26 protein-coding genes are annotated in these 22,341 nt (G+C 64.0%); 13 read left to right on the forward strand and 13 right to left on the reverse strand.

Annotated elements, in window-relative coordinates; all coding sequences use genetic code 11:
- Nucleotides 1-57 precede the first annotated feature (57 nt).
- The gene (locus AOT96_RS21250) at nt 58-1,299 is read left to right on the forward strand and encodes a fatty acid desaturase family protein (protein WP_003940700.1); all 1,242 of its coding nucleotides are present in this window, start codon (nt 58-60) and stop codon (nt 1,297-1,299) included.
- A gap of 98 nt (nt 1,300-1,397) precedes the next feature.
- On the opposite strand, the gene rsgA is transcribed toward AOT96_RS21250, so the two are convergent.
- Complete coding sequence (gene rsgA, locus AOT96_RS21255; protein ID WP_037129054.1) at nt 1,398-2,435, reverse strand: ribosome small subunit-dependent GTPase A; 1,038 nt, start codon at nt 2,433-2,435, stop codon at nt 1,398-1,400.
- Nucleotides 2,384-3,697: a 3-phosphoshikimate 1-carboxyvinyltransferase gene (gene aroA / locus AOT96_RS21260; protein ID WP_042922161.1), complete on the reverse strand. Its 1,314-nt coding sequence runs from the start codon at nt 3,695-3,697 to the stop codon at nt 2,384-2,386. Before aroA ends, rsgA begins: the two co-directional genes overlap by 52 nt.
- Before the next feature lie 49 nt (nt 3,698-3,746).
- Between aroA and AOT96_RS21265 the strand changes: the two genes are divergently transcribed.
- The gene (locus AOT96_RS21265; protein WP_064112594.1) at nt 3,747-4,499 is read left to right on the forward strand and encodes an SOS response-associated peptidase; all 753 of its coding nucleotides are present in this window, start codon (nt 3,747-3,749) and stop codon (nt 4,497-4,499) included.
- A gap of 3 nt (nt 4,500-4,502) precedes the next feature.
- Here the strand turns inward: AOT96_RS21265 and AOT96_RS21270 are convergent, their stop codons facing one another.
- Both AOT96_RS21270 and ybaK read right to left on the reverse strand, forming a co-directional pair.
- Entirely contained in the window at nt 4,503-5,216 is a 714-nt protein-coding gene (locus AOT96_RS21270; RefSeq protein ID WP_065352229.1) for an SIMPL domain-containing protein, read from the reverse strand.
- A 24-nt stretch (nt 5,217-5,240) separates the two neighbouring features.
- Entirely contained in the window at nt 5,241-5,735 is a 495-nt protein-coding gene (ybaK, locus tag AOT96_RS21275) for a Cys-tRNA(Pro) deacylase (protein ID WP_030535005.1), read from the reverse strand.
- Nucleotides 5,736-5,942: 207 nt separating this feature from the next.
- Between ybaK and AOT96_RS21280 the strand changes: the two genes are divergently transcribed.
- A complete protein-coding gene (locus AOT96_RS21280; RefSeq protein ID WP_054782092.1) occupies nt 5,943-6,641 on the forward strand; it encodes a sigma-70 family RNA polymerase sigma factor in 699 nt (232 codons plus the stop codon).
- Entirely contained in the window at nt 6,638-6,919 is a 282-nt protein-coding gene (gene rsrA, locus AOT96_RS21285; protein ID WP_003940722.1) for a mycothiol system anti-sigma-R factor, read from the forward strand. Before AOT96_RS21280 ends, rsrA begins: the two co-directional genes overlap by 4 nt.
- A 102-nt stretch (nt 6,920-7,021) precedes the next feature.
- On the opposite strand, the gene AOT96_RS36595 is transcribed toward rsrA, so the two are convergent.
- Complete coding sequence (locus AOT96_RS36595; protein ID WP_022597109.1) at nt 7,022-7,096, reverse strand: 50S ribosomal protein bL37; 75 nt, start codon at nt 7,094-7,096, stop codon at nt 7,022-7,024.
- Between the two features lie 136 nt (nt 7,097-7,232).
- Between AOT96_RS36595 and AOT96_RS21290 the strand changes: the two genes are divergently transcribed.
- Both AOT96_RS21290 and AOT96_RS21295 read left to right on the forward strand, forming a co-directional pair.
- Nucleotides 7,233-7,448, forward strand: a complete 216-nt coding sequence (locus tag AOT96_RS21290) for a biotin/lipoyl-binding carrier protein (protein ID WP_007731208.1) — start codon at nt 7,233-7,235, stop codon at nt 7,446-7,448.
- A gap of 8 nt (nt 7,449-7,456) precedes the next feature.
- On the forward strand, nt 7,457-8,959 hold the full coding sequence (locus AOT96_RS21295) for a sensor histidine kinase (RefSeq protein WP_003940890.1): 1,503 nt from the start codon (nt 7,457-7,459) through the stop codon (nt 8,957-8,959).
- Nucleotides 8,960-9,078: 119 nt separating this feature from the next.
- Here the strand turns inward: AOT96_RS21295 and AOT96_RS21300 are convergent, their stop codons facing one another.
- Complete coding sequence (locus AOT96_RS21300; protein ID WP_003940950.1) at nt 9,079-9,333, reverse strand: WhiB family transcriptional regulator; 255 nt, start codon at nt 9,331-9,333, stop codon at nt 9,079-9,081.
- 255 nt (nt 9,334-9,588) lie between these two features.
- Nucleotides 9,589-10,545, reverse strand: coding sequence for a diacylglycerol/lipid kinase family protein (locus AOT96_RS21305; protein WP_007731209.1), 957 nt, complete (start codon nt 10,543-10,545; stop codon nt 9,589-9,591).
- 41 nt (nt 10,546-10,586) lie between these two features.
- Between AOT96_RS21305 and AOT96_RS21310 the strand changes: the two genes are divergently transcribed.
- On the forward strand, nt 10,587-11,057 hold the full coding sequence (locus tag AOT96_RS21310) for a hypothetical protein (RefSeq protein ID WP_054828206.1): 471 nt from the start codon (nt 10,587-10,589) through the stop codon (nt 11,055-11,057).
- Nucleotides 11,058-11,099: 42 nt separating this feature from the next.
- On the opposite strand, the gene AOT96_RS21315 is transcribed toward AOT96_RS21310, so the two are convergent.
- Together AOT96_RS21315 and AOT96_RS21320 are read right to left on the reverse strand one after the other, a co-directional pair.
- Nucleotides 11,100-11,579: a GNAT family N-acetyltransferase gene (locus AOT96_RS21315; protein ID WP_054828207.1), complete on the reverse strand. Its 480-nt coding sequence runs from the start codon at nt 11,577-11,579 to the stop codon at nt 11,100-11,102.
- Between the two features lie 17 nt (nt 11,580-11,596).
- On the reverse strand, nt 11,597-12,220 hold the full coding sequence (locus AOT96_RS21320; protein WP_080552758.1) for an acid phosphatase: 624 nt from the start codon (nt 12,218-12,220) through the stop codon (nt 11,597-11,599).
- Nucleotides 12,221-12,291: 71 nt separating this feature from the next.
- Between AOT96_RS21320 and AOT96_RS21325 the strand changes: the two genes are divergently transcribed.
- Nucleotides 12,292-13,089 (forward strand): ParA family protein, encoded by a 798-nt coding sequence (locus AOT96_RS21325; protein ID WP_003940948.1) that lies wholly within the window; start codon nt 12,292-12,294, stop codon nt 13,087-13,089.
- Nucleotides 13,090-13,104: 15 nt separating this feature from the next.
- Here AOT96_RS21325 and AOT96_RS21330 read toward each other — a convergent pair whose 3' ends face one another.
- Together AOT96_RS21330 and AOT96_RS21335 are read right to left on the reverse strand one after the other, a co-directional pair.
- Nucleotides 13,105-14,307, reverse strand: coding sequence for an Rv3212 family protein (locus AOT96_RS21330; protein ID WP_047271684.1), 1,203 nt, complete (start codon nt 14,305-14,307; stop codon nt 13,105-13,107).
- Between the two features lie 9 nt (nt 14,308-14,316).
- Complete coding sequence (locus AOT96_RS21335; RefSeq protein WP_030534998.1) at nt 14,317-15,921, reverse strand: DEAD/DEAH box helicase; 1,605 nt, start codon at nt 15,919-15,921, stop codon at nt 14,317-14,319.
- A gap of 377 nt (nt 15,922-16,298) precedes the next feature.
- Between AOT96_RS21335 and AOT96_RS21340 the strand changes: the two genes are divergently transcribed.
- Both AOT96_RS21340 and AOT96_RS21345 read left to right on the forward strand, forming a co-directional pair.
- Nucleotides 16,299-16,994: a ferritin-like fold-containing protein gene (locus AOT96_RS21340; protein WP_039973220.1), complete on the forward strand. Its 696-nt coding sequence runs from the start codon at nt 16,299-16,301 to the stop codon at nt 16,992-16,994.
- Nucleotides 16,995-17,101: 107 nt separating this feature from the next.
- Nucleotides 17,102-17,332, forward strand: coding sequence for a DUF3107 domain-containing protein (locus tag AOT96_RS21345; RefSeq protein ID WP_003942312.1), 231 nt, complete (start codon nt 17,102-17,104; stop codon nt 17,330-17,332).
- A 69-nt stretch (nt 17,333-17,401) separates the two neighbouring features.
- Here the strand turns inward: AOT96_RS21345 and AOT96_RS21350 are convergent, their stop codons facing one another.
- Nucleotides 17,402-18,073, reverse strand: a complete 672-nt coding sequence (locus AOT96_RS21350; protein WP_003942309.1) for a TetR/AcrR family transcriptional regulator — start codon at nt 18,071-18,073, stop codon at nt 17,402-17,404.
- A 328-nt stretch (nt 18,074-18,401) separates the two neighbouring features.
- On the opposite strand from AOT96_RS21350, the gene AOT96_RS21355 reads away from it, so the two are divergent.
- Genes AOT96_RS21355 through AOT96_RS21365 form a run of 3 tightly spaced genes read left to right on the forward strand, consistent with a single transcriptional unit; the run spans nt 18,402 to nt 21,583 of the window.
- Nucleotides 18,402-19,448: a DUF3152 domain-containing protein gene (locus tag AOT96_RS21355; protein ID WP_007731223.1), complete on the forward strand. Its 1,047-nt coding sequence runs from the start codon at nt 18,402-18,404 to the stop codon at nt 19,446-19,448.
- 47 nt (nt 19,449-19,495) lie between these two features.
- Nucleotides 19,496-20,683 (forward strand): adenylyltransferase/sulfurtransferase MoeZ, encoded by a 1,188-nt coding sequence (moeZ, locus tag AOT96_RS21360; RefSeq protein ID WP_003942292.1) that lies wholly within the window; start codon nt 19,496-19,498, stop codon nt 20,681-20,683.
- Between the two features lie 45 nt (nt 20,684-20,728).
- On the forward strand, nt 20,729-21,583 hold the full coding sequence (locus AOT96_RS21365; protein ID WP_007731227.1) for a TIGR02569 family protein: 855 nt from the start codon (nt 20,729-20,731) through the stop codon (nt 21,581-21,583).
- Here the strand turns inward: AOT96_RS21365 and AOT96_RS21370 are convergent.
- On the reverse strand, nt 21,580-22,260 hold the full coding sequence (locus tag AOT96_RS21370) for a FadR/GntR family transcriptional regulator (protein ID WP_003942319.1): 681 nt from the start codon (nt 22,258-22,260) through the stop codon (nt 21,580-21,582). The two genes, AOT96_RS21365 and AOT96_RS21370, sit on opposite strands and share 4 nt — an antisense overlap.
- Between the last annotated feature and the right edge of the window lie 81 nt (nt 22,261-22,341).

The following is a 22,341-nucleotide window of genomic DNA, read 5'->3' on the forward strand; positions in this document are numbered from 1 at the left end:
TCGATGATCGTTCTGCACTTACTACTTTGCGCCTAACTCACTGCTAGGAGGCTTTCCATGGCGATTGCAGATGTCAAGGAATACGCACATCTCACGGACGCCGACATCGAAGCGCTCGGCCGCGAACTCGACGCGATTCGTCGCGACATCGAGGAGTCGCGCGGCGAGAAGGATGCGCGATACGTGCGCAACGTCATTCGTCTGCAGCGTTCGCTCGAAATCGGCGGCCGCGCAGTGCTTTTCGCCAGCCGTCGTCGTCCGGCGTGGCTCGCCGGAGTTGGCCTGCTGACGCTCTCGAAGATCATCGAGAACATGGAACTCGGGCACAACGTGATGCACGGGCAGTGGGACTGGATGAACGACCCGGAGATTCACTCCACCTCGTGGGAGTGGGACGTCACCGGCCCGTCTGCGCATTGGAAGCAGACCCACAACTACCTGCATCACAAGTACACCAACGTCCTCGGAATGGACGACGACGTCGGATACGGACTCCTCCGCGTCACCCGCGATCAGCGCTGGAAGCCCTTCAACGCCGGCAACCTGGTCTACAACACGCTGCTCGCGCTGTTCTTCGAGTACGGCATCGCCGCTCAGCACCTCGAGCTCGGCAAGGTGGCCAAGGGCCGCGCCGACAAGGAAGAGACGCAGCGCAAGCTCCGTGAGGTCGGCGAGAAGATCGGCAAGCAGGTCCTGCGCGACTACGTCATCTACCCAGCCATCACCGGCCCGGCGTGGAAGAGCACGTTGTCGGCCAACTTCACCGCCAACACTCTGCGGAACGTGTGGACCAACGCGGTCATCTTCTGCGGCCACTTCCCGGACGGTGCCGAGAAGTTCACCAAGGAAGACATCGACAAGGAAACGCAGGCTCAGTGGTACCTGCGTCAGATGCTCGGCAGCGCCAACATCGAGGGCAGCGCGCTCATGGACTTCATGACGGGCAACCTGAGCTACCAGATCGAGCACCACCTGTTTCCTGATCTGCCCAGCAACCGCTACAAGGACATCGCGGTCACGGTGCGTCAGCTCGCGGACAAGTACGACTTGCCGTACACGACCGGCCCGCTTGCCGTGCAGTACGCCAAGTCCTGGCGAACCATCGCCAAGCTGTCGCTGCCCAACAAGTACCTCAAGGACACCGTCGACAATGCGCCCGAGACGGCGTCGGAGCGGATGTTCGACGGCGAACTGACCTCGACTGTCGATCCCGTGACCGGGCGTCGCAGTGGCCTCAAGAGCGCCATCGCACGTAAGCGCAAGAGCGGAAAGCTGCGCAGCCTCCTCGGCCTGCGCTGATCGTCGACTGCGCTGACCGTAGACAGCAAGCGGCCCGACACCATTCGATGGTGTCGGGCCGCTTTGCTTTTCTCGCCCGGAACGTCGCTCGGGGGCGCTCAGTACTGATCGTTGGACTTGATCGCTTCCAGCAGTTGTCGCACAGCGACGACGCGTCGAGCTGATTTGCCCTCCAGCAGGTCGAGCTTGCATTCGGGATCTGCCGGCGGTCCGAGGTGCGTGCATCCGCGCGGGCAATCCTCGATCGCCGCAGCGAGATCCGAGAACGCCGCCACCACGTTCTCGGGCGAGATGTGCGCCAGACCGAACGAACGGATGCCCGGGGTGTCGATCACCCAGCCGCCACCGGCGAGAGGGAGCGCCACCGATTGCGTCGACGTGTGCCGGCCCTTGCCGACGCCGGATACAATGCCGACCGCTCGATTGGCATCGGGGACAAGGCGATTGACCAGTGTCGACTTTCCGACGCCGGAATGTCCGATCAGGGCGGTCAACTTGTGCTCGAGGATCTGCGTCAGTTCGTCCAGGGGATCGTCGCGACCGGCGACGACCACTTGGATGTCGAGGTCGGCGAACGTGCTCGCGAATTCCTCCGGCGGTTCGAGGTCGCTCTTGGTCAGGCAGACGATCGGCGTCAGGCCGCCCACGTAGGCGGCGACCAGTGCGCGCTCGACGAAGCCGGTGCGCGGTGGGGGATCGGCGAGTGCCACGACGATGAGAAGCTGCTCCGCGTTCGCGACGACGATACGTTCGAAGGGATCGGTGTCGTCGGCGGTCCGTCGCAGAACCGTCGAACGCTCGGAGACCCGGACGATGCGCGCCAGGGTGTCGGTTTTGCCCGACAGATCGCCGACTATGTCCACCTGATCGCCGACGACGATGGGGGTTCGGCCAAGTTCGCGGGCGCGCATCGTGACGATCAGCCGGTCGGGATCGCCGCCGAGGACGCAACCCCAACGGCCACGATCCTTCGACACCACCATCCCCGATTCGGCCGAGAGATGTTCGGGCCGAGTCTTCGTACGGGGGCGGGATCCGCGCCCGGGGCGTACCCGGACGTCGGACTCGTCGTACTGCCGCGGACTCAGAAGCTTGCCTTCGGTGTCGCAGGCGAACTCTCGAGCATGTCGATCCACATGTTCTCGAAGCCCGGCAGTGTCTTGGCTGTGGTTCCGACATCGTCGACCTCGACACCGTCGACGACCAGGCCGATGATGGCGCCGGCTGTTGCCATGCGGTGGTCGGCATACGAGAGCCATTGTCCGCCATGGAGTTCCGCGGGAACGATCGTCAGGCCGTCATCGGTTTCGGTGACGGAGCCGCCGAGTTTGTTGATCTCGTCGGCGAGGGCGGCGAGACGGTCTGTCTCGTGCCCGCGCAGGTGCGCGATTCCTCGTAGATGCGAGGTGCCCTCGGCGAGAGCGGCCAGGGCCGCCACGGTGGGGGTCAGCTCTCCCACGTCGTGGAGGTCGATGTCGATGCCGCGCAGTTTCTCCGGGCCGCGGACGGTCAGGACACCATCGGCGAGAGTGACGTCGGCCCCCATCGAGGCGAGGATCCCGCGGATCGCGTCGCCGGGTTGCGTCGTCGACGACGGCCACATCGGGACGCTGACGGTTCCGCCGGTCACTGCGGCAGCGGCCAGGAACGGTGTGGCGTTGGAGAGATCGGGTTCGATCGCCCAGTCCACGGCGCGCACCGGCCCCGGTGCCACACGCCAGGTGTCCGCGTCACCGCCCGTGGCTGGCGTCGTCACGGAAACTCCGGCCTCGCGGAGCATCTCGACGGTCATGTCGATGTGTGGCATGGACGGGACGGGCTTGCCGTCGTGATGGACGGTGACACCCTCTTCGAACGCAGCAGCCGAGAGCAGGAGACCGGAGACGAACTGCGACGAACCGGATGCGTCGATGGTGACCGTCCCGCCGCGTAGGGACCCGGTTCCGGTGACGGTGAACGGGAGTGCGTCACCCTCGATCCGAGCGCCGAGACCGCGCAGTGCTTCCAAGATGGTGCCGAGCGGTCGTGTGCGTGCTTGCTCGTCGCCGTCGAAGTGGACGATGCCGTCGGCCATCGCGGCGAGTGGCGGCAGGAAGCGCATCACGGTGCCGGCCAGGCCGCAGTCGACCTCGCCGCCGCGCAGGGGTCCAGGGGTGATGCGAAGCGTGGTCGCATCACCGGCTTCCTCGACGCCGATGCCGAGGTCACGCAGAGCTGCGATCATCAGGTCGGCGTCACGGCTGCGGAGTGCACCGGTGATCGTGGACGGGCCATCCGCAAGTGCGGCCAGAATCAGAGCTCGATTGGTGATGGACTTGGATCCGGGCAGCGTCACCACTGCATCGACGGGTGCTTGGGCCCTCGGGGCGCTCCACAGACTCAGACTCACATGGTCCATCTTCTCTCATCGGTGGGGGAATGGTCGAAACCGTGCCACCCTGGGTGTCATGTGCGGAAGGTATGCGACCACAGCGGACCCGGCCACCCTGGCGGTGGAACTCGATGCGCTCGACGAGACCGACCACTCGGCGCCCGTCGAAGCCGACTACAACGTGGCCCCCACGACCGAGGTGTTGACTGTCGTCGAACGCCACGATCGGGAGAACCCCGACAGCGATCCGACCAAGAGGATTCGGCGGATGCGGTGGGGATTGGTGCCGTCGTGGACCAAGGAACTGGGCAAAGGCCCGGTCCTGTTCAACGCCCGCGCCGATTCGCTGGCGGAGAAGCCGGCGTTTCGGACCGCCTTCAAGTTCAAGCGTTGCCTGGTCCCCATGGACGGGTGGTACGAGTGGCAGACCGAGGCCACCGGCGGGAAGAAGGCAGCGAAGATTCCTTACTACATGCACCCCGACGACGGATCACGGCTGTTCATGGCGGGCGTGTGGTCTGCCTGGCGGGACCCGAGGGTCGAGAACGCGAGCCCCGTCCTGAGCTGCTCGATCGTCACGGTCGACTCTCTCGGTCACCTCGAGCAGGTTCACGACCGCATGCCCCTCGCCCTGCCTCGTGACCGCTGGGAGGCGTGGCTCGATCCCGACAACACCGTCGATTCGGCCCTGCTCGAGCCGGTACCGGACCTCTTCGAGCGGATCGAGGTCGATCGAGTCCGGCCGTTGGTCAACAGTGTCAAGAACAACGGACACGAGTTGATCGAGCCGGACGTCGACCGTGCCGGCGAGCAGATCAGCCTGCTCTAGTGGTCAGCCGAGAGCCCAGGTGACGGTCACTTCGAACGAGACCTGCTGGGTTCCCGGGGCGAGAACCATGTCGGACATCGAGGCGTCGGGAGCGCGCATGGTCTGACCGCCACTCGTGTCGTGTGCCTCGGTGATGGTCACGACGTTCTCGAGCGACGTCCCGGACAGATCCGCGTACTGCTCGGCACGGTTCTTCGCGTCCTCGAAGGCCCGGGTGCGAGCGTCGGCCAGAAGCTGAGAGTCGTCGTCGATGGCGAAGGCGACGTTGCCGAGCCGTGCCGCATTTCCGCCCGCCGCGATGCCGGCGTCCAGGACAGAAGAGGCTTTGTCGAGATCGCGGACGACGATTCGTACCGAGTTGGTCGCCCGGTAGCCGGTCACGTTGCCGCCGACGAACGGTCCACCACTGGCGTCGTACTGCGGCTGGACGGACAGATCGCTTGTCTGTACGTCCTCGGGGGCCACCCCGGCGGCGACTATCGCGTCGATCATCTGACGGGCCTTGTCATTCGACTCGGAGACCGCCCCCGATACGTCCGGGGCAACCACTTCGATGCCGATGTCGGCATTGAGGATGTCCGGCGCTCCGCGGACCTGCCCTGATCCGACTACTGTGACTTCCTTGGCGGCATTGTCCGAACTCCCGCAGGCCGTCAGCGAGACGGTGAGGGCTGCCGTCGCAGCGGTCAGTGCAAGAGTTTTCAGGTGTGGTCGCATGGTGAGACCGTAGCGACCGGATACTCAGCCCGCCGTGATTTGCGCCGTGACCGCGCCACTGAGCTGCGCTAGGTCCGTCGGAGCCAGCTCGATTTCGAGCCCGCGTCGGCCGGCGCTGCAGAGAATGCGGTCCCAGTCGAGCGCCGACGCATCGATCACTGTCGGCAGTTTCTTGCGCTGGCCGAGCGGTGAGATACCGCCGAAGACGTAGCCGCTCGAGCGCTCGGCTTCGGCGCGATCGGCCATGACGGCTTTGCTCGCACCGAGGGCAGCGGCTGCACCCTTGAGGGAGAGCTTGTCCGGGACCGGCAGGACCGCGACGGCGAGCTTGCCGGTGTCGAGTTTGACGACCAAGGTCTTGAAGATCTGTGCGGCCTCGACGCCTGTCGACTCTGCCAGTGCAGTGACCGCCTCGTCGCCGAAAGATTCGGCGCGAGGATCGTGGTCGTAGCTGTGGACGCGGTGCGGTGTCTTCGACTTGTCGAGAAGTACGGTCGCAGGGGTCGCTGTTCCGGCCATGAGGAACACCCTATGTGGATCGCCGACAGGTGCATCCGACCAGGCCGGGAACAGAGTCGCTGACTCCCGTGTTGGTACCAGTTGATGAAACTTGTCCCGAGAAGCGAAGGAGCGACCGTGCTGGCTGTGTGTGAGCCACCACCGGCCCGTGGGTCGGATCTTCAGTTGGCGGTAACCTTGATCCCTACGGCTAGTGAAGGGATCAGAGTGCTGGAACACGACCGGCCCAAGGACGAACCGTCAGAGGTAGCTGAACCTATCGACGGCGCAGTGTCCGAAACGCCCGAAACTGCGGATGAGTTGATTGCCCGGTTCGAGCGCGACGCGCTCCCGCTGCTCGACCAGTTGTACGGCGCTGCCCTGCGCATGACGCGGAATCCCGCTGATGCCGAGGATCTCGTGCAGGAGACGTACGTCAAGGCGTACACCGCTTTCCGCTCGTTCCGTGCCGGTACCAACCTGAAAGCCTGGCTGTACCGGATTCTCACGAACACCTACATCAACTCGTACCGCAAGAAGCAGCGCCAACCCGCGCAGTATCCGACGGACGAGATCACCGACTGGCAGTTGGCCGCCACCGCCGAGCACACTTCGACGGGGCTGCGATCGGCCGAGGTGGAGGCGCTCGACGCGTTGCCTGACGACGACATCAAGGCGGCGCTGCAGTCGCTTCCCGAGGAATTCCGTATGGCCGTGTACTACGCCGATGTCGAAGGATTCCCGTACAAGGAGATCGCGGAGATCATGGGCACACCCATCGGAACGGTGATGTCGCGACTGCACCGTGGTCGCAAGCAATTGCGTGGTCTTTTGGCCGATGTCGCAAAAGACCGGGGATTCAATCGGGACGGCGCGGTCGACACAGCCACAGTCGCAGCCACCGAGACGGAAGGTGTCACACGATGAGTGAGCAGGACGAATTCGAAAGGCTCGACTGCTCGGCAGTCATCGCCGACGTCTGGTTGATGCTCGACGGTGAATGCGACGATTCAAGTCGTGCTCGCCTGCAGCGTCATATCGACGATTGTGGATCGTGCCTCGAGGCCTACGGGATCGAAGAGAAGGTCAAGAGCCTGATCAACCGTAAGTGCGGCGGAGACCATGCGCCGGAAAGCCTGCGTCAGAGGCTCACCGTCGAGTTGCGTCGGACCATCGTCATAACGACTACCGAAACCGACAGCTAGCCCGTCAGCGAAGATCTGAGCGGCAGCAGTCGGAAGGCAGTAACGCCGAGGGGCGGGGAAGCAATGCTTCCCCGCCCCTCGGACGTTTTGTTGCGCTACATGTCAGGCGTTTGGACGCTTGCCATGGTTAGCGGCGTTGCCCTTACGGCTGCGCTTCTTACGACCACGCTTACCCATGATTGGTCTCCCTTCTGTTTCTTTCGCGTCATTGTTTCACGCCGATGCCGGTGTGGTTCCATTGGCAGGTCGATCGAGTGATCCGTCGACGTATTTTCGTGGTCAGAGTGCAGTTCCGACAGAAGTGAGGTTCACGATGGCAGAAGACGTGCGCGCCGAGATGGTTTCGACGGTCTACCAGGTCGTCGTGAGCGAGGGAGACGTCGTTGCGGACGGCGACACCCTGGTCATCCTCGAATCCATGAAGATGGAGATTCCCGTCCTGGCCGAGGTTCCGGGAACGGTGACGACGGTGGGCGTCAAGGTCGGCGACGTAATTCAGCAAGGCGATCTGATCGCCGTGATCTCCTAAGCCGGACGATGTCCACTCTCAGCGACCTCCTCGCCGAACACACCGACCTTCCCGGTGCGGCGGTCGACCATCTCCAGCGCGTCGTGGGGGAGTGGCAACTGCTCGCCGACCTCTCCTTTGCCGACGTTCTCTTGTGGGTGGGCACCGAATCGGAGAAGAACCGATCCGAGGGGACGGTCATCTGCGTCGCGCATTGCCGGCCGACAACGGCATCGACGGCTTTTCCGGAGGATGCGGTCGGAACGGTCGTTTCCGAGTCCGAGCACCCGCAGGTTCTTCGCGCTCTCGTGGAGGGCCGCGTCGTGCGCGGGGAAGACGAGACGTGGCGTGAAGGAATGCCGCCGCGTCGGGAAGCCGTTCCGGTGCGTCTGGACGGGCGAGTCATCGCTGTTCTGAGCCGCGACACCAACTTGTCGCACCAGCGAGCGCAGAGTCCGCTCGAACTCGCGTATCTCGATTGCGCCGAAGACCTGTGTCAGATGATCAGCGACGGAACCTTCCCGATCCGAGAATCGCGCTCCGACACGAACTCGAGCCCACGTGCGGGCGACGGCTTCATCCGTCTCGATACCGAAGGCACAGTCGTCTATGCCAGCCCGAACGCCCTCTCGGCCTATCACCGGATGGGTCTGAGCTCGGATCTGGTGGGCCAAGACCTCGCGGCACTGACCCGTTCGTTGGTCACCGACCCGTTCGAGTCTCAGGAAGCTGCGGGATACATCCGAGATACGTTGGCGGACAAGCCCGGTCGCCGTATGGAGATCGAGGCGCGCGGGGCAACCGTTCTGCTGCGGGCCCTGGTTCTCAAGCCTGGCGGCCGGCATGTCGGTGCTGCGGTCGTCGTCCGCGACGTCACCGAGGTCAAGCGTCGTGATCGCGCTCTCCTGAGCAAGGACGCAACCATCCGCGAGATTCACCATCGAGTGAAGAACAATCTGCAAACCGTCGCGGCGCTTCTGCGTCTACAGGCCAGGCGAACCGGCAACGACGAAGCGCGACAAGCGTTGACAGAGTCGGTGAGGCGCGTGACGTCCATCGCCCTCGTTCACGACACCTTGTCGATGTCGGTGGACGAAGAGGTGGATCTCGACGAGGTGATCGACCGGTTGGTTCCCATGCTCTCCGATGTCGCGGGAGTAGGTGTGCCGGTGACGATTCGGCGTGAGGGCAGTTTCGGAGTGTTCTCCGCCGAGCGCGCCACCCCGCTGGTCATGGTGCTGACGGAGTTGGTGCAGAACGCGATCGAGCACGCTTTCGATCCGGGTGTGACCGGCACGGTCACACTCAGTGCCGAGCGTTCTGCACGCTGGTTGGACGTGATCATCCACGACAACGGGCGCGGACTGCCGGAGAACTTCGACCTCGAGAAGTCCGATCGGCTCGGACTCCAGATCGTGCGGACTCTGCTGGGCGCCGAACTCGGTGGCTCGCTCGGACTGCACCCGGGAAGCGGAGGCGGTACCGACGCGGTTCTGCGTGTGCCGCTCGGTAGACGTTCTGCGCGTTACTGATTCGAGCCGCGTTAGCGATTCGAGCAGACAAAAAGCCCGGCACCATGTGGTGCCGGGCTGTCGTCTTCGACTGTGCAGAGGGGCTGTTCTCCGCCGCGAGTCGAACGTCTCGGTTCTACCTAGACGGAAGTGCGTGCACGGGTACGTGCGTTACGACGCTTGAGTGCGCGACGCTCGTCTTCGCTCATTCCGCCCCAGACGCCTGCATCCTGGCCGGACTCGAGAGCCCACGACAGGCACTCGGCGGTGACGGGGCAGCGGTTGCAGACAACCTTGGCATCAGCGATCTGAGCGAGGGCCGGTCCGCTGTTTCCCACGGGGAAGAACAGTTCGGGATCCTCGTCGCGACAGATTGCGTTGTGGCGCCAGTCCATCTTTTTTCGCTCCTTAATTGGGTGTGTATTCACACCATTTGGTACCAATGAGTTTGTGTGTGCGTCATCAATGTTTCCGCACTGTTACTTGTGAATGCTTTCACGAACTCGCGGTATGTCAATAGGTTTGAACGGGTTCGTGGGCCAACTCACTAATTTGTGACACACCTGACGGCCACCTGGGCGTCACCGGCATTTTACCCGATTTCGACCTTTTGGCACCAGAGTTTTTGCAGGTCAAACGTGTTGCCTGACTCACGTCGTAATCGGTGCGAACACTTCCAGCGCATCCGGGACCGAGGTGAATTCGACCTTTTCACGAAGTCCGATGTAGTCGCCGTCCATCTGCAGTCCGATCGGTCGCGACGATTCGATGGTGATTGTCGGGACGTCGTCGGTGCGTAAGAGGACCTTCGATTTCGGCTCCGCGCCGCGTGCGAGTAGTTGCCGCACAACCCGCAGGGACGGCAGAACTTTGGTGCTCGTCATGGCGAAGATGCCGAGTCCACTGTCGAAGGTCGTTCCCGGATTGGTGTGGACGGGACGCTCTTCCAGATATGTCCACGGGCTCGAGTTCGAGACGAATGCGTAGTGGACTCCGGAGACGGGATCCTGATCGGGAAGGTGGACGGTCAGCGCTGGTTCGGCTCGCTTGGCACGGAAGAACGCCGCGATCGCGGTTCGGACATACCGGGCGGGTGTGGCGGCGTCACCGTTCTTACGGCTGGCGTCGACGGCCTCGCACACATCGGCGTCGAGGCCCATTCCGGCGTTGAACGTGAACCAACGGTTGTCGCAGTGTGCGAGCCCGATTCGGCGCCTGGTCCGTTCGGAGAGGAGGTCGACGAGTTGGTTCGTGGCGTCGATCGGGTCGGCGGCAATACCGAGTGAGCGCGCGAAAACGTTTGCCGAGCCTCCCGGGACGACAGCGATCGTCGGGATCGGACCGACCGGAACCGATTTCATCGACGCGGGATGCGGTGACCCGAGCAGTCCGTTGACCACTTCGTTGACCGTTCCGTCGCCGCCGTGGACGATCACCGAGCCGAAGCCGTCTTCGTGGGCTTCGCGCGCCAGTTCGGCGGCATGACCCCGATGTGTGGTGTGCGCCACAGTAAGTCGCACCCGACTCTCGAGGGCGTGTGCCAACAGGTCACGACCGGCAGCGGTGGTGGAGGTGGCATTGGGGTTGACGATCAGCAGTGCGCGCACGGGGCATGAGCCTATCCGGTGTCGTGTTCTAGGCTGGCCTCGTGCCGAATACCGCCAGTCCGAACGCCCTGCCCAAGACAGTCACATGGGCAGGTGCCCTCGTGACGCTTCAAGGGCTGGTTGCCGCCGGGTTCGCGATCGTCGCAGTGATTCGCGGTGCAACCGGCCACGATCAGAGCGTCACCAACGGATACGGATTTGCCGCGTGGGTCGCGATCCTCGGCGGCGCGGTGTTGGCTGCCGGTATCGCTTTGCTGACGGGCCGCCGGTGGGGCCGGGCAATCGCCGTCGTCGCGCAGTTGCTGCTCCTGCCGGTCGCCTGGTCGCTCCTGACCGATTCGCATCAGGTGCCGCTCGGCATCGTTCTGGGTGTCGTCGTTCTCGGCGCTCTGGGCTGCCTGTTCTCGGCTCCGACGTCTCGATGGATGGCAGCGGAGTACGGAGCGTACGCAGACGAGGTGTCGCCGGAAGAGGGACGCGCGGACGAGACCGAAGAGCCGCGGGACAAGTAGGACGGAACGCCTACGCTGCTTCGGTCCTACTCAGCTTCCGCTCTACTCAGCTTCGGCGGCGAGAGCTCCGAGGTGAGTACCGGTCAGGCGATACGTGGTCCACTCCGTCTGTGCGTCGGCACCGAGTGACTCGTAGAACTTGATCGAGGGGGTGTTCCAGTTGAGCACCGACCAGGACAGCCGGGTGTAGTCGTTGTCGGTGCACTCCTTGGCGAGTGCGGCCAGAAGAGCCTTCCCGTGGCCTGATCCGCGCTGACTGGGCTTGACGTAGAGGTCTTCTAGGTAGATGCCGTGAGCGCCGTCCCACGTCGAGAAATTGCGAAACCACAATGCCATGCCGACGACGTCGTCGGCCGAATTCACAGCGACGTGCGCGAAGGCCGTCGCGGCCGGCCCGAACAACGCCTCGCCGATCTGTTCCGCCTTCACGGTGCACTCGTCGAGGGCCTTCTGGTAGTCGGCCAACTCGTAGATCATGTCGGTGATCGGCTGGACGTCTGCGGGCGTGGCGCGTCGGATCATAGGGAGAATCTTAGGCCTCAAGCCTCGACGAGCGGCGGCACGTTGTGATGGACGAGGTGGGTGGCGCCGTGCTCGTAACCGAGAACCGAGTATGCGCCGGGGGACAAGGCGAAACGCTTTCCTTCCGTCACCGGGAGCTCGAGCCAGCGGGCGATGAGTGCGCGTGAGAAGTGGCCGTGCCCGATCAGGATCACGTCGCGTTCGGGTAGTTGCGAACGCACCATCGACAGCACCATGTCGGTGCGGGCGTGGATCTGATCGGCCTGCTCGCCGCCGGGGCACGGGTGCGTCCAGACGGTCCAATCGGGCACCGTTGCGCGGATCTCGGGCGTCGTGAGGCCTTCGTAATCGCCGTAGTCCCATTCGGACAGTGCATCCCAGGTTCGCTCTTCCGGCAGGCCGGCGAGATCGCCCGTCAACTGTGCGCGCAGCCGCGGACTCGTCAGAATCATGGGGTTCCGGAGGTCGAGGGTTCGCAAGCGATTTCCGGTCGCGGTTGCCTGCATCTCGCCGAGCGGAGTCAGCGGAACCTCGGTCCGGCCCGTGTGTTTCCCGGTGCGTGCCCACTCGGTTTCACCGTGTCGCATGAGTACGACGCGAGCACCGAGGGGGATCGACGAGGGGGCGGACTGGGACGTCATGTCGACCATCATTGCAGGCTGCCTCGCGTGTGTAGCTCGCCTCCTGGCGCGAAGTGCGCAAGGATCTACGTGTGACGACGGTTCTCGCAGTGGCGAATCAAAAGGGCGGCGTGGCTAAAACCACCACCGTCGCTTCTCTCGGTGCGGCTTTGTCCGCGCTCGGACAACGAGTTCTGGTGGTGGATCTCGACCCGCAGGGCTGCCTGACGTTCTCGCTCGGACACAACCCGGATCGCCTCGAGCGTTCGGTCAACGAGGTCCTGGCGGGTGATCTCGACGCGGTCGACGCCGTGCTGAAGACGGACGACGGTATGGATCTCCTGCCGGCCACGATCGATCTCGCGGGCGCCGAAGCGCTGCTCCTGATGCGACCCGGTCGAGAGTTCGCGCTCAAGCGGGCGCTGTCTCCGCTCCTGGGCTCTTACGACGTCATCATCATCGACTGCCCACCGTCGTTGGGTGTGCTCACACTCAACGGATTGACTGCGGCGCAGTCGGTTCTGGTTCCACTGCAATGCGAAACCCTCGCACACCGCGGCGTCGGACAGCTGCTGCGTACGGTTCGTGAAGTCCAAGCCATCACCAACCCGGATCTTGTTCTGCTCGGCGCACTTCCGACTCTGTACGACGCTCGAACCACGCACAGTCGCGACGTGCTCGCCGACGTCAGCGACCGCTACTCCCTGGCCGTTCTGGCGCCTCCGATCCCACGCACCGTCAAGTTCGCCGAGGCGTCCGCGTCGGGTGCGACGGTCCTCGCCGGACGAAAGAACAAGGGCGCGGATGCCTATCGGGAACTCGCCGACAATCTCGTAAAGCATTGGGCTGGAAATGAAGTCGTGACTTTCGCGCCGGAACTGGCGCTCTGAGGAAGGCGAGAGCTTCTAGCGCAGCGCGAACAAGGTATCGCCGCGCTGTTCCAGAATCGTCTCGCCCGCACTGGCGAGCACGATCGGCGTCGTCGTCTCACCGCGGTCGACTGCGATCATGCGCTGCACCGCTCCGTCCGACGGACTGACGGCTGCAATGCCGCCCGGAACCGGGATGAGCATCTGACCGGCAACCATGCTTCCGGGTCCTGACGTTCCGTTGACGATCCACGTCGGAGCCAGATCGCTCAGGCGCAGGTTGACGGTCTGCGAGCCGGTCCACCACGTGATCGAAGCCTTGTCGGCGTGGGTGCGGGCGCCTTCGGTCACCGTTCCCTCGATCGGATAGTCGACGATCGGATTGCCGGTTCCGTCGAAAATGGTGATGCGAGAAACGGTTCCGTTGGCTGCGGGGAGATAGACCGCCGTCTTTTCGCCGGCCACGGCAAGCAGGCGGGCGCCCTCGGAGTCGAGGAGAATCGCGGATCCGTACTCTTCGGGTTCCTGGGCGTCCTTGGGTGCGGGATTCATCACCGTCAACCTGTTGGAGGCTTCACCGGGGCAGCGTTCGAGTACCGAGACTCGGTTGGCGCTCGACGCAGCGTCGAGCAGCGTGCATCCGGTGCGGGGTTGCTTGTTGGGGTTGACCTTCGCGTCGACCCGGCCGTACTCGAGGGTTCGGACGAGGTCCGAGCGCCACAGCTCCATTCGCTCACTGCCGCGCGAAATCAGGTAGGTGCCGTCCGCTGAAAGGCTGACCGCAGAATCGGCGTCGCTGTTGCGCTGGTCCTTTCGGGCGCCGGTGTCGGCGACCAGCGACGTGACCTGAGAGCAACCGCGATCGTCCTGATAGACGCTGACGACGCGATCCCACGAACCGATCGCGCCGCACAGCGGAATGTTGCGCGCGTATCGCCATACTTCTTCGCCCGTTGCCGGATCGCGGCCGATCACCTCGGAGCCGTCGGCGGTGACGACGGCATTTCCGACGGTGATCGGTGCCGTCGAGTCGGCACTGGGAGATTCCCACGTCTGTTTCAGGATGTCGGGTAACAACACCGACGTCGACAGAGGTGGGAGTGGAGATTCAGCGGTGACCGAGGTGGTTCCGCGCGCATCACTGCGCAACCACACAACGGTCACCGCCACGATTACGGCCAGCGCGATTGCCAGCGCACCGATCACATCTGAGCGAGTACGCCTTTCGGGAGCCAGCACATCGGCAGCTTACTCTGCGGCGCCTGCCGTCGCGGAAGCCGCGGGGCGACGACGCCGACGGCGACGCGGCTTGGCCGCTCCGTCTTCGTCCGAGTTCTCGGCAGCGGTTGCCGCGGGTGCCGAAGGGGGAGCTGTGGTGGCGCCGGCGGTGGTGGACGTCGCGGCGTCGGTCGAAGCGCCGGCGCGGGTGCGGCGACGGGTCCGGTTGCGGCGGGGAGCGGCCTTCTCTTCGTTGCCGTCCGAGTCGGTCGACTTCGGCGCGTCCGCTTTGTCCGTTGCTGCTTTGTCCGTTGCTGCCTTCTCAGGGGCGGCCTTGGCCTTGCGAACAGTGCCCTTGGCATCGGCCGGAATGGACAACTCTTCGTAGAGGTGCGGCGAGCTGGAGTAGGTCTCGACCGGGTCGGGGATTCCGAGGCTCAGTGCCTTGTCGATGAGCTGCCAGCGAGGGATGTCGTCCCAGTCGACCAGCGTGACGGCGATGCCGGTGCGTCCGGCGCGGCCGGTACGACCGATGCGGTGGACGTAGGTCTTCTCGTCCTCGGGGCACTGGTAGTTGATGACGTGGGTGACGTCGTCGATGTCGATACCGCGGGCAGCGACGTCGGTGGCGACCAGAACGTCGACCTTGCCGTTACGGAAGCCCTTCAGCGCCTTTTCACGGGCGATCTGGCCGAGGTCACCGTGGACGGCACCGACGGAGAAGCCGCGCTCGGCGAGATCGTCGGCGACTTTCTGGGCTGTGCGCTTGGTGCGGGTGAAGATCATCGTCGCGCCGCGGCCTTCGGCCTGCAGAACACGGGCGACCATCTCGGCCTTGTCGAGCGCGTGTGCACGGTAGATGTGCTGGCTGGTGCGATCGTGCACCGCGGAGGATTCGGCCTCTTCGGCGCGGATGTGCGTCGGCTGCGTCAGGAAGGTGCGAGCCAGGGTGATGATCGGGCCGGGCATCGTCGCGGAGAAGAGCATCGTCTGACGCTTGTCGGGGACCATGCCCATGAGGCGTTCGATGTCGGGGAGGAATCCCAGGTCGAGCATTTCGTCGGCCTCGTCGAGGACGAGAACGCCCACCTTGCCCAGGATCAGGTGCGACTGGTTGGCGAGGTCGAGCAGGCGACCCGGGGTGCCGACGACAACGTCGACGCCCTTCTGGAGTGCCGAGATCTGCGCCTCGTACGGACGGCCGCCGTAGATGGGCAGAACCTGGAGACCACGATCGCCGACGCGGAGGTACTTGCTGGCGTTCTCGAGGTCGCGGGCGACCTGGATGCACAGCTCGCGGGTGGGAACGATGATCAGAGCGCGGGGCGTGCCGTCGAGAACAGCCGTGCCGTTCTCGGCGGTGACGATGCGATGCAGGAGCGGGACGCCGAAACCGAAGGTCTTGCCCATTCCGGTGCGGGCCTGACCGATGAGGTCGTCACCGGCGAGAGCCAACGGAAGGGTGAGTTCCTGGATGGCGAAGGTGCGCTCGATGCCGATCTCGTTCAGTGCGCGGACGATTTCGTCGCGGACACCGAGTTCGGCGAAGCTCGGGGGTACATGGGTGTCGTCGAGCTGGACGGAAACGGTGTTCTCGGTTGCTTCGTCTTCGTGGTCGACAGTGATCTTGCTCAGGGGACTAGCCTTTCCTCGTGGCGGTACGCACGCACAAGGTAAGGGGCCAGGCCGTAAGTCGGCCGATGTCGATGCCCTCTTTTTCTTCGGTCATGCCTACGCCTCAGCACTGAATTCCACTCGGACGAATTCGAACCGTCCGGAGATCTCGGCGAAGCGGGCGACAACCGTCGATGCAGGTGCGCGCACATTATCGGTGGGGTTCGTGTGAATACAGCCGTCCCGGCTAACCAATTGGCCCGGGGGAACTGGCGAACTCCCAAGACCATTGTAGCTGCACGTTGTCCGTCCCTCGCGATGACATGTCGAAGATCACCGAATCGGACATGCGGTCCTTGCCGGTCGCGTCGGCCGTCGAAGCACTACAGTTCGTAGTCATGGGCGCACACGATCTTGATGCTTCGACGGACGCTGGAACCGGAGGCCGAGTCGCTTCCGATCACCCTGGCGTGATCGATTTGTTTGCCGTTCTCGCGTATGGCGAGATTTCGGCGTTCTACCGTTTGGCGGAGGACGCACAAATGGCACCGGACCTGCGAGGCAAGGTGGCGTTCGCCAGCATGGCCGCCGCCGAGATGGACCACTTCGAGACTCTGGAAACGGCGTTGACGGAACGTGGCCACGAGATCTTCACCGTCATGGACCCGTTCGTTCGAGCTCTCGACAACTACCACGCGTCGACGACACCGTCGACGTGGCTGGAATCGCTCGTGAAGGCGTACGTCGGCGACGGAATCGCTGCCGACTTCTATCGCGAGATCGGGCACTCCCTCCCGGCGGATGTCGCGGAAATCGTCGAGGACGTGCTGTCCCAGACGGGCCACTCGGAGTTCGTGGTGCTCGAGGTGAAGGCAGCAGTGGAGGCCAGTACTCGCGCCAAGGACCGGTTGATGCTGTGGGGACGCCGTCTTCTGGGCGAAGCAATCACGCAGGCACAGTTCGTGCTGGCGCAGCGTGAAGATCTCACCGATCTGGTGATCTCCGCCTCCGGCGACCTCAACGGAGTTGTCGCGTTGTTCGACGGCATGCAGGCAAAGCATGCCGAGCGGATGGCGATTCTCGGACTCGTCTAGGTGCCTGTTCGCTCTGGGCACAGCGTGCAGAGGAGCGTGGGCGGTCGTTGCTGCATTAGCCTTGCGTCGACAACGGATGTAATTCACGAACAGTTCGGAGGTTGACCGTGGAGGTCAAGATCGGTGTAATCGACAGCCCGCGTGAGCTCATCGTCAACAGCGAACAGACCCCTGACGAGGTCGAGACACTGGTCGCGGCTGTCCTCGGTGGCCGCGAGCCGGTTCTGGCTCTCGTCGACGACAAGGGCCGCAAGTTCCTGGTGCAGGCTTCTCGTGTGGCGTACGTGGAGATCGGTCCGTCCGATATCCGCAAGGTCGGATTCGCGCCTACCGTCTGACGCGTAGCCGTAACAGCAGAATGGGCGGGCAGTCGTGAGACTGCCCGCCCATTCTCGTTCGGGTTCCGGTTACTTCGTTTCGGCTTGCAGCGGCACGTGTGAGAGACCGCCCCACGCGAGGGTCACGGTGATTTCCACGGCTTCTTCCTTCGGGATCGGCCGCGCGGCCTCGAGCCAGTACCGCGCAGTGAACTGGCTGGCACCGACAAGACCGACCGCAAGGATGCGCGCGCGGTACGGATCGAGTCCGGAATCCTGACTCACCAGGTCGAACACGGCGTCGACGCAGGCTTCGGTGGCTTGTTCGACGCGTGTCTGGACCTGAGGTTCGCCCATGATGTCGGACTCGAACACCAGGCGGAAGCCCTGGGAGTCGTTGTCGACGAAGTCGAAGAACGCCTGGACCGCGGCGCGGACACGCTGTTTGTTGTCCGTCGTCGATCGCAGGGCCTGGCGTACACCCGAGATGAGGCTGTCGACGTAACTCTGCAGGACTGCGACGTACAGTTCGAGTTTGCCTGGGAAATGTTGGTACAGAACTGGCTTGCTGACACCGGCACATTCGGCGATCTCGTCCATGCCGGCCGAGTGGTACCCGTTCGCAACGAATACCTCACTTGCAGCTGCGAGGAGCTGGAGGCGGCGCGCATCGCGCGGGAGGCGGGTGCTGCGACGTGTTCCGGCAGGCTTGCCAGCCGTTGTACCGCGATCGGAGTCAGTCCGATCCGCGAGTTCTGTCATGTCGCTTCCAATCTGAGCAAAAGTAATTCGGTCGGCGCGCGGATCCGCGAGTCGCGTGTGCGTACCCGCCAGTATCCTCCGTCACACCGGTCGTAGCCGAATGAACGATACCGTGTGTCGCCCGGGCGAGTCGCGCGTGCCTCGGTGAGCGAGACCAGCGGTCTTTCTCGTTACAGGACGGGCTGCCATGACACGCCAGGACCAGCAAGTTTCGGTCAGCCCGGGCGAGCGACTTGCCGTGTGTGAGATTCTGGACGACGTGACTGACCCAGGGGGACCGCGCATGCGTGGACGAACTACGCAGAACCCTGAACGTGAGGAACGTCGAATGCGTAGCGGAACTGGAGCGCCTCGCGACGAACGTCGGCCGGAGGTGCCGGATGATCGTGCCTACGGCGAACGCGACTATCGCGGCATTTCCTCCCATCAGCCTTTGCGCGCCCAATGGGATCCGACCAAACGAGAAGTGGGCCGAACCCCGCGTAATCCGCGACCGGACCGGGCAGCGCGAAAGCAGAGCAAGCTCGGGCGCTTCGTCTCGACCTACGGTTGGCGGGCCTACGCGATTCCGGTTCTCGTGGTGCTCACCATTCTTGTGATCGTCGATGCGGTACGGCCGGACGCCACAGACTCCGCGAGCAAGACGTCGGCCACCGCCGACCTCGCGCACAGCACCGACGGAACCGATGTCATCGGTGCCCCACCGGCCGGAGACGGAACTTTTGCCTCGTCGATACCGTCCGGTGCCCTTCCCGACGGTGGTCCGTTCACCGTCGCGGGGGGTGGAACGTGGCACGTCGTACCAGGTACGACGGGCAAGGTCGGACAGGGAACCGAACGCGAGTTCACGTACACGGTCGAGATCGAGGACGGCGTCGACACGACCGGCTTCGGCGGAGACGAATCGTACGGACGCATGGTCGACCAGACACTGGCCAATCCGAAGAGTTGGACCAACGATCCCAAGGTCGCGTTCCGGCGCGTCGACGCCGGCGAGCCGGACTTCCGGATCTCCTTGACCTCACAGATGACGATCCGCGAAGGCTGTGGATACGAAATCGAACTCGAAGGATCCTGCTACAACCCGAGCATGGACCGAGTCCTGCTCAACGAACCGCGATGGGTGCGAGGCGCCATTTCGTTCCAGGGCGACATCGGCTCGTATCGGCAGTATCAGATCAATCACGAGGTCGGCCATGCCATCGGATACGCCGCTCATCAGCCGTGCGAGACCGAAGGCGGACTCGCACCGATCATGATGCAGCAGACCTTCGGAACCGCGAACAACGACATCGCTAGGCTTGATCCCGAGGGCGTCGTTCCGATGAACGGACTCACGTGCCGCTTCAATCCGTGGCCGTACCCCCGAGCGTGACCGGATCGAGAATCCCTGATCTCGTCTTGAACTAGGAGTGTTTCGCGGTGTCTGCAACACCCGTCGTATTGCCACCACTGGTGGAGCCGGCAGCCGAGTTGAGCCGGGAGGAAGTTGCCCGATACAGCCGGCACCTGATCATCCCGAACGTAGGCATGACCGGTCAGAAGCGGCTCAAGAATGCACGAGTCCTGTTCATCGGCGCCGGTGGATTGGGTTCACCGGCACTGCTCTACCTCGCGGCCGCAGGAGTGGGCACCATCGGGATCGTCGAGTTCGACGAGGTCGACATGTCGAACCTGCAGCGTCAGGTGATTCACGGACGCTCCGACGTCGGACGCCCGAAGGCGCTCAGTGCGAAGGAGTCGATTCTCGAAATCAACGAGCACGTCGACGTCCGGTTGCACGAGTTCCGCCTGGACAACTCCAACGCGGTCGAACTGTTCTCCGAGTACGACCTGATCCTGGACGGTACGGACAACTTCGCGACGCGGTACCTCGTCAACGATGCTGCCGTCATCGCGGGAAAGCCGTACGTGTGGGGCTCGATCTACCGCTTCGAAGGGCAGGTCTCGGTCTTCTGGGAAGACGCCCCGGACGGCGCGGGACTGAACTATCGCGATCTTTACCCGGAGGCGCCGCCGCCAGGCATGGTCCCCTCGTGCGCCGAGGGTGGTGTGCTCGGAGTCCTGCCTGCGACCGTCGGTTCGATCATGGCGACCGAGGCGGTCAAGCTCATCACGGGGATCGGCGAACCGCTTCTCGGACGCCTGATGATCTACGACGCACTTGCGATGACGTTCCGGACGATCCGCCTTCAGCGTGATCCGACCCGCGTGCCGGTCACCGCCTTGATCGACTACGACGCGTTCTGCGGTGTCGTGTCCGAAGAGGCGAGTGCCGCTGCTGTCGGTTCGACGATCACGGCGCCCGAACTGGAGGCCATGATCGGCGAGGGACGGTCGATCGAGCTGGTCGACGTACGAGAACCGGTTGAATGGGACATCATGCATCTGCCGGGGGCCGTGCTGATCCCGAAGGACCGCATCCTGTCCGGTGAAGCTCTCGCGACGTTGCCGCAGAACAAGCAGATAGTGCTGTACTGCAAAACCGGCATTCGTTCCGCCGAGGCATTGGCATTTCTCAAGAACGCCGGTTTCTCCGACGCGGTCCACGTTCAAGGCGGCGCGATCGCCTGGGCGAACCAGGTGGATGCGAGTCTGCCGGTCTACTAGGCGCGCCTCGCGGGAGGCGGCGCCGCGCACCGGTAGCGTTGGGGTGTGAGCACAGGCCAACCTCCCCAGCACGTGTGCTCCACCTTCGGCCTCCGTGAAGTCGATCCCATCCCACTCGGTGCGGATTGGGACGGCGGGTGGCTGTGTGGAGACGTCGTCCTTTCAGCAGTCGCGGATCATGCCCGCGCAGCGTGGTCGGCGAAGGTGCGAGAGAACCTCGAAGTCGACGGCGTTCGGCTGGCTCGACCGGTGCGTTCGACCGACGGTCGTTACGTCGTCTCGGGCTGGCGTGCCGACACCTTCATCGTCGGATCGCCGGAACCACGTCACGACGAAGTGGTCTCGATGTCCTGCCGACTGCATGCGGCGACGGCCTCGCTCGAGCGCCCGCGCTTCCTTGCGCAACCGCCCGTGCCGCCGTGGGCCGAGGTCGACGTATTCGTCGCCGCTGATCGCGCGGCATGGGAAACGGTTCCGCTGAGGATCGCGAAGGGCGTCGAGCAACTCGAGACGCCCACTCCTGACGGTCGCAAGAGTCTGGAACTGATCGCCGGGCTCGCTACTTTGCGTAAGCCGGTGCAGAGCCCGGACCAGCTCGTGCACGGCGATCTGTTCGGGACAGTGCTGTTCTCGGGCAGTATGGCGCCCGGAATCACCGACATCACGCCGTATTGGCGGCCGGCTGCGTGGGCCGCCGCCGTCGCTGTGGTCGACGCGATCTCGTGGGGTGGTGCCGACGAGGCACTGGTCGGCCGGTGGGAAGATCTCCCCGAGTGGCCGCAGATGCTTCTACGTGCGGTGATGTTCCGCTTGGCGGTTCATGTTCTGCATCCTCGCTCGACGGCGGACGCGTTCCCGGGGTTGGCCCGTACGTCCGACATCGTGCGCTTGCTGCTCTAGATCGGGGCGCCGGTACCGAAGTCCGAGACCAGGCCCTCGAACAGCTCGCGTGCGGCGTTCGAGGCGGCCACGGTGTTCCCGTCGACGACAGCGTTGACGAGGTTCGCGTGCTGCGAGTGGAATCCTTCGCCGGTTGCATCGATGTGCTGTTGGATCGTGGTCTCGATGACCGGGAGCAGGGAGTCGTAGAACTCCAGGTAGACCTCGTTGTGGCTGGCCGCGACGATTGCTCGGTGCAGGGCGACGTCCGCGGTGGTGGCAGCGTCGACGTCCTGACCCTCCCATGACGCGGTGCGAAGCTCGAGTAGCCGCGTCAGTTCGGCGATGTCGTCTTCGGTTCGCCGTGCGGCGGCGAGGGTGGCTGCAGTGATGTCGAGTGCGCGCCGAAGTTCGAGTACATCCCGCTGGTGGGCACCGGCAAAGTAGTTGCCGAGAGTGCCACCGAGGTCGGAGACGGCAACGACGTAGGTGCCCGATCCCTGACGACGTTCCAGCATTCCGGCGTGTACGAGCGCCTGGACCGCCTCGCGCACGGTATTGCGACCGGTCCCGGTCAGCTCCGACAGTTCCGGTTCGGTGGGGATTTTGGAACCGATCGGCCAGGTTCCGCTCCGGATCTCGTTGCGGAGTTGTTCGGTGACCTGCGAGATGAGACTTGCGCGTCGAACGGGTTGCACGTGGTTGTTTCCTCGGGTCCGGGTAAGTGGTGTGAATGTGACGTTAGATTACCGCGCTTGTGCGAGTTCGTCCGGTCATCC

Source organism: Rhodococcus sp. 008, from assembly GCF_001682295.1.
In the GTDB taxonomy this organism is placed as follows: domain Bacteria; phylum Actinomycetota; class Actinomycetes; order Mycobacteriales; family Mycobacteriaceae; genus Rhodococcus_F; species Rhodococcus_F qingshengii.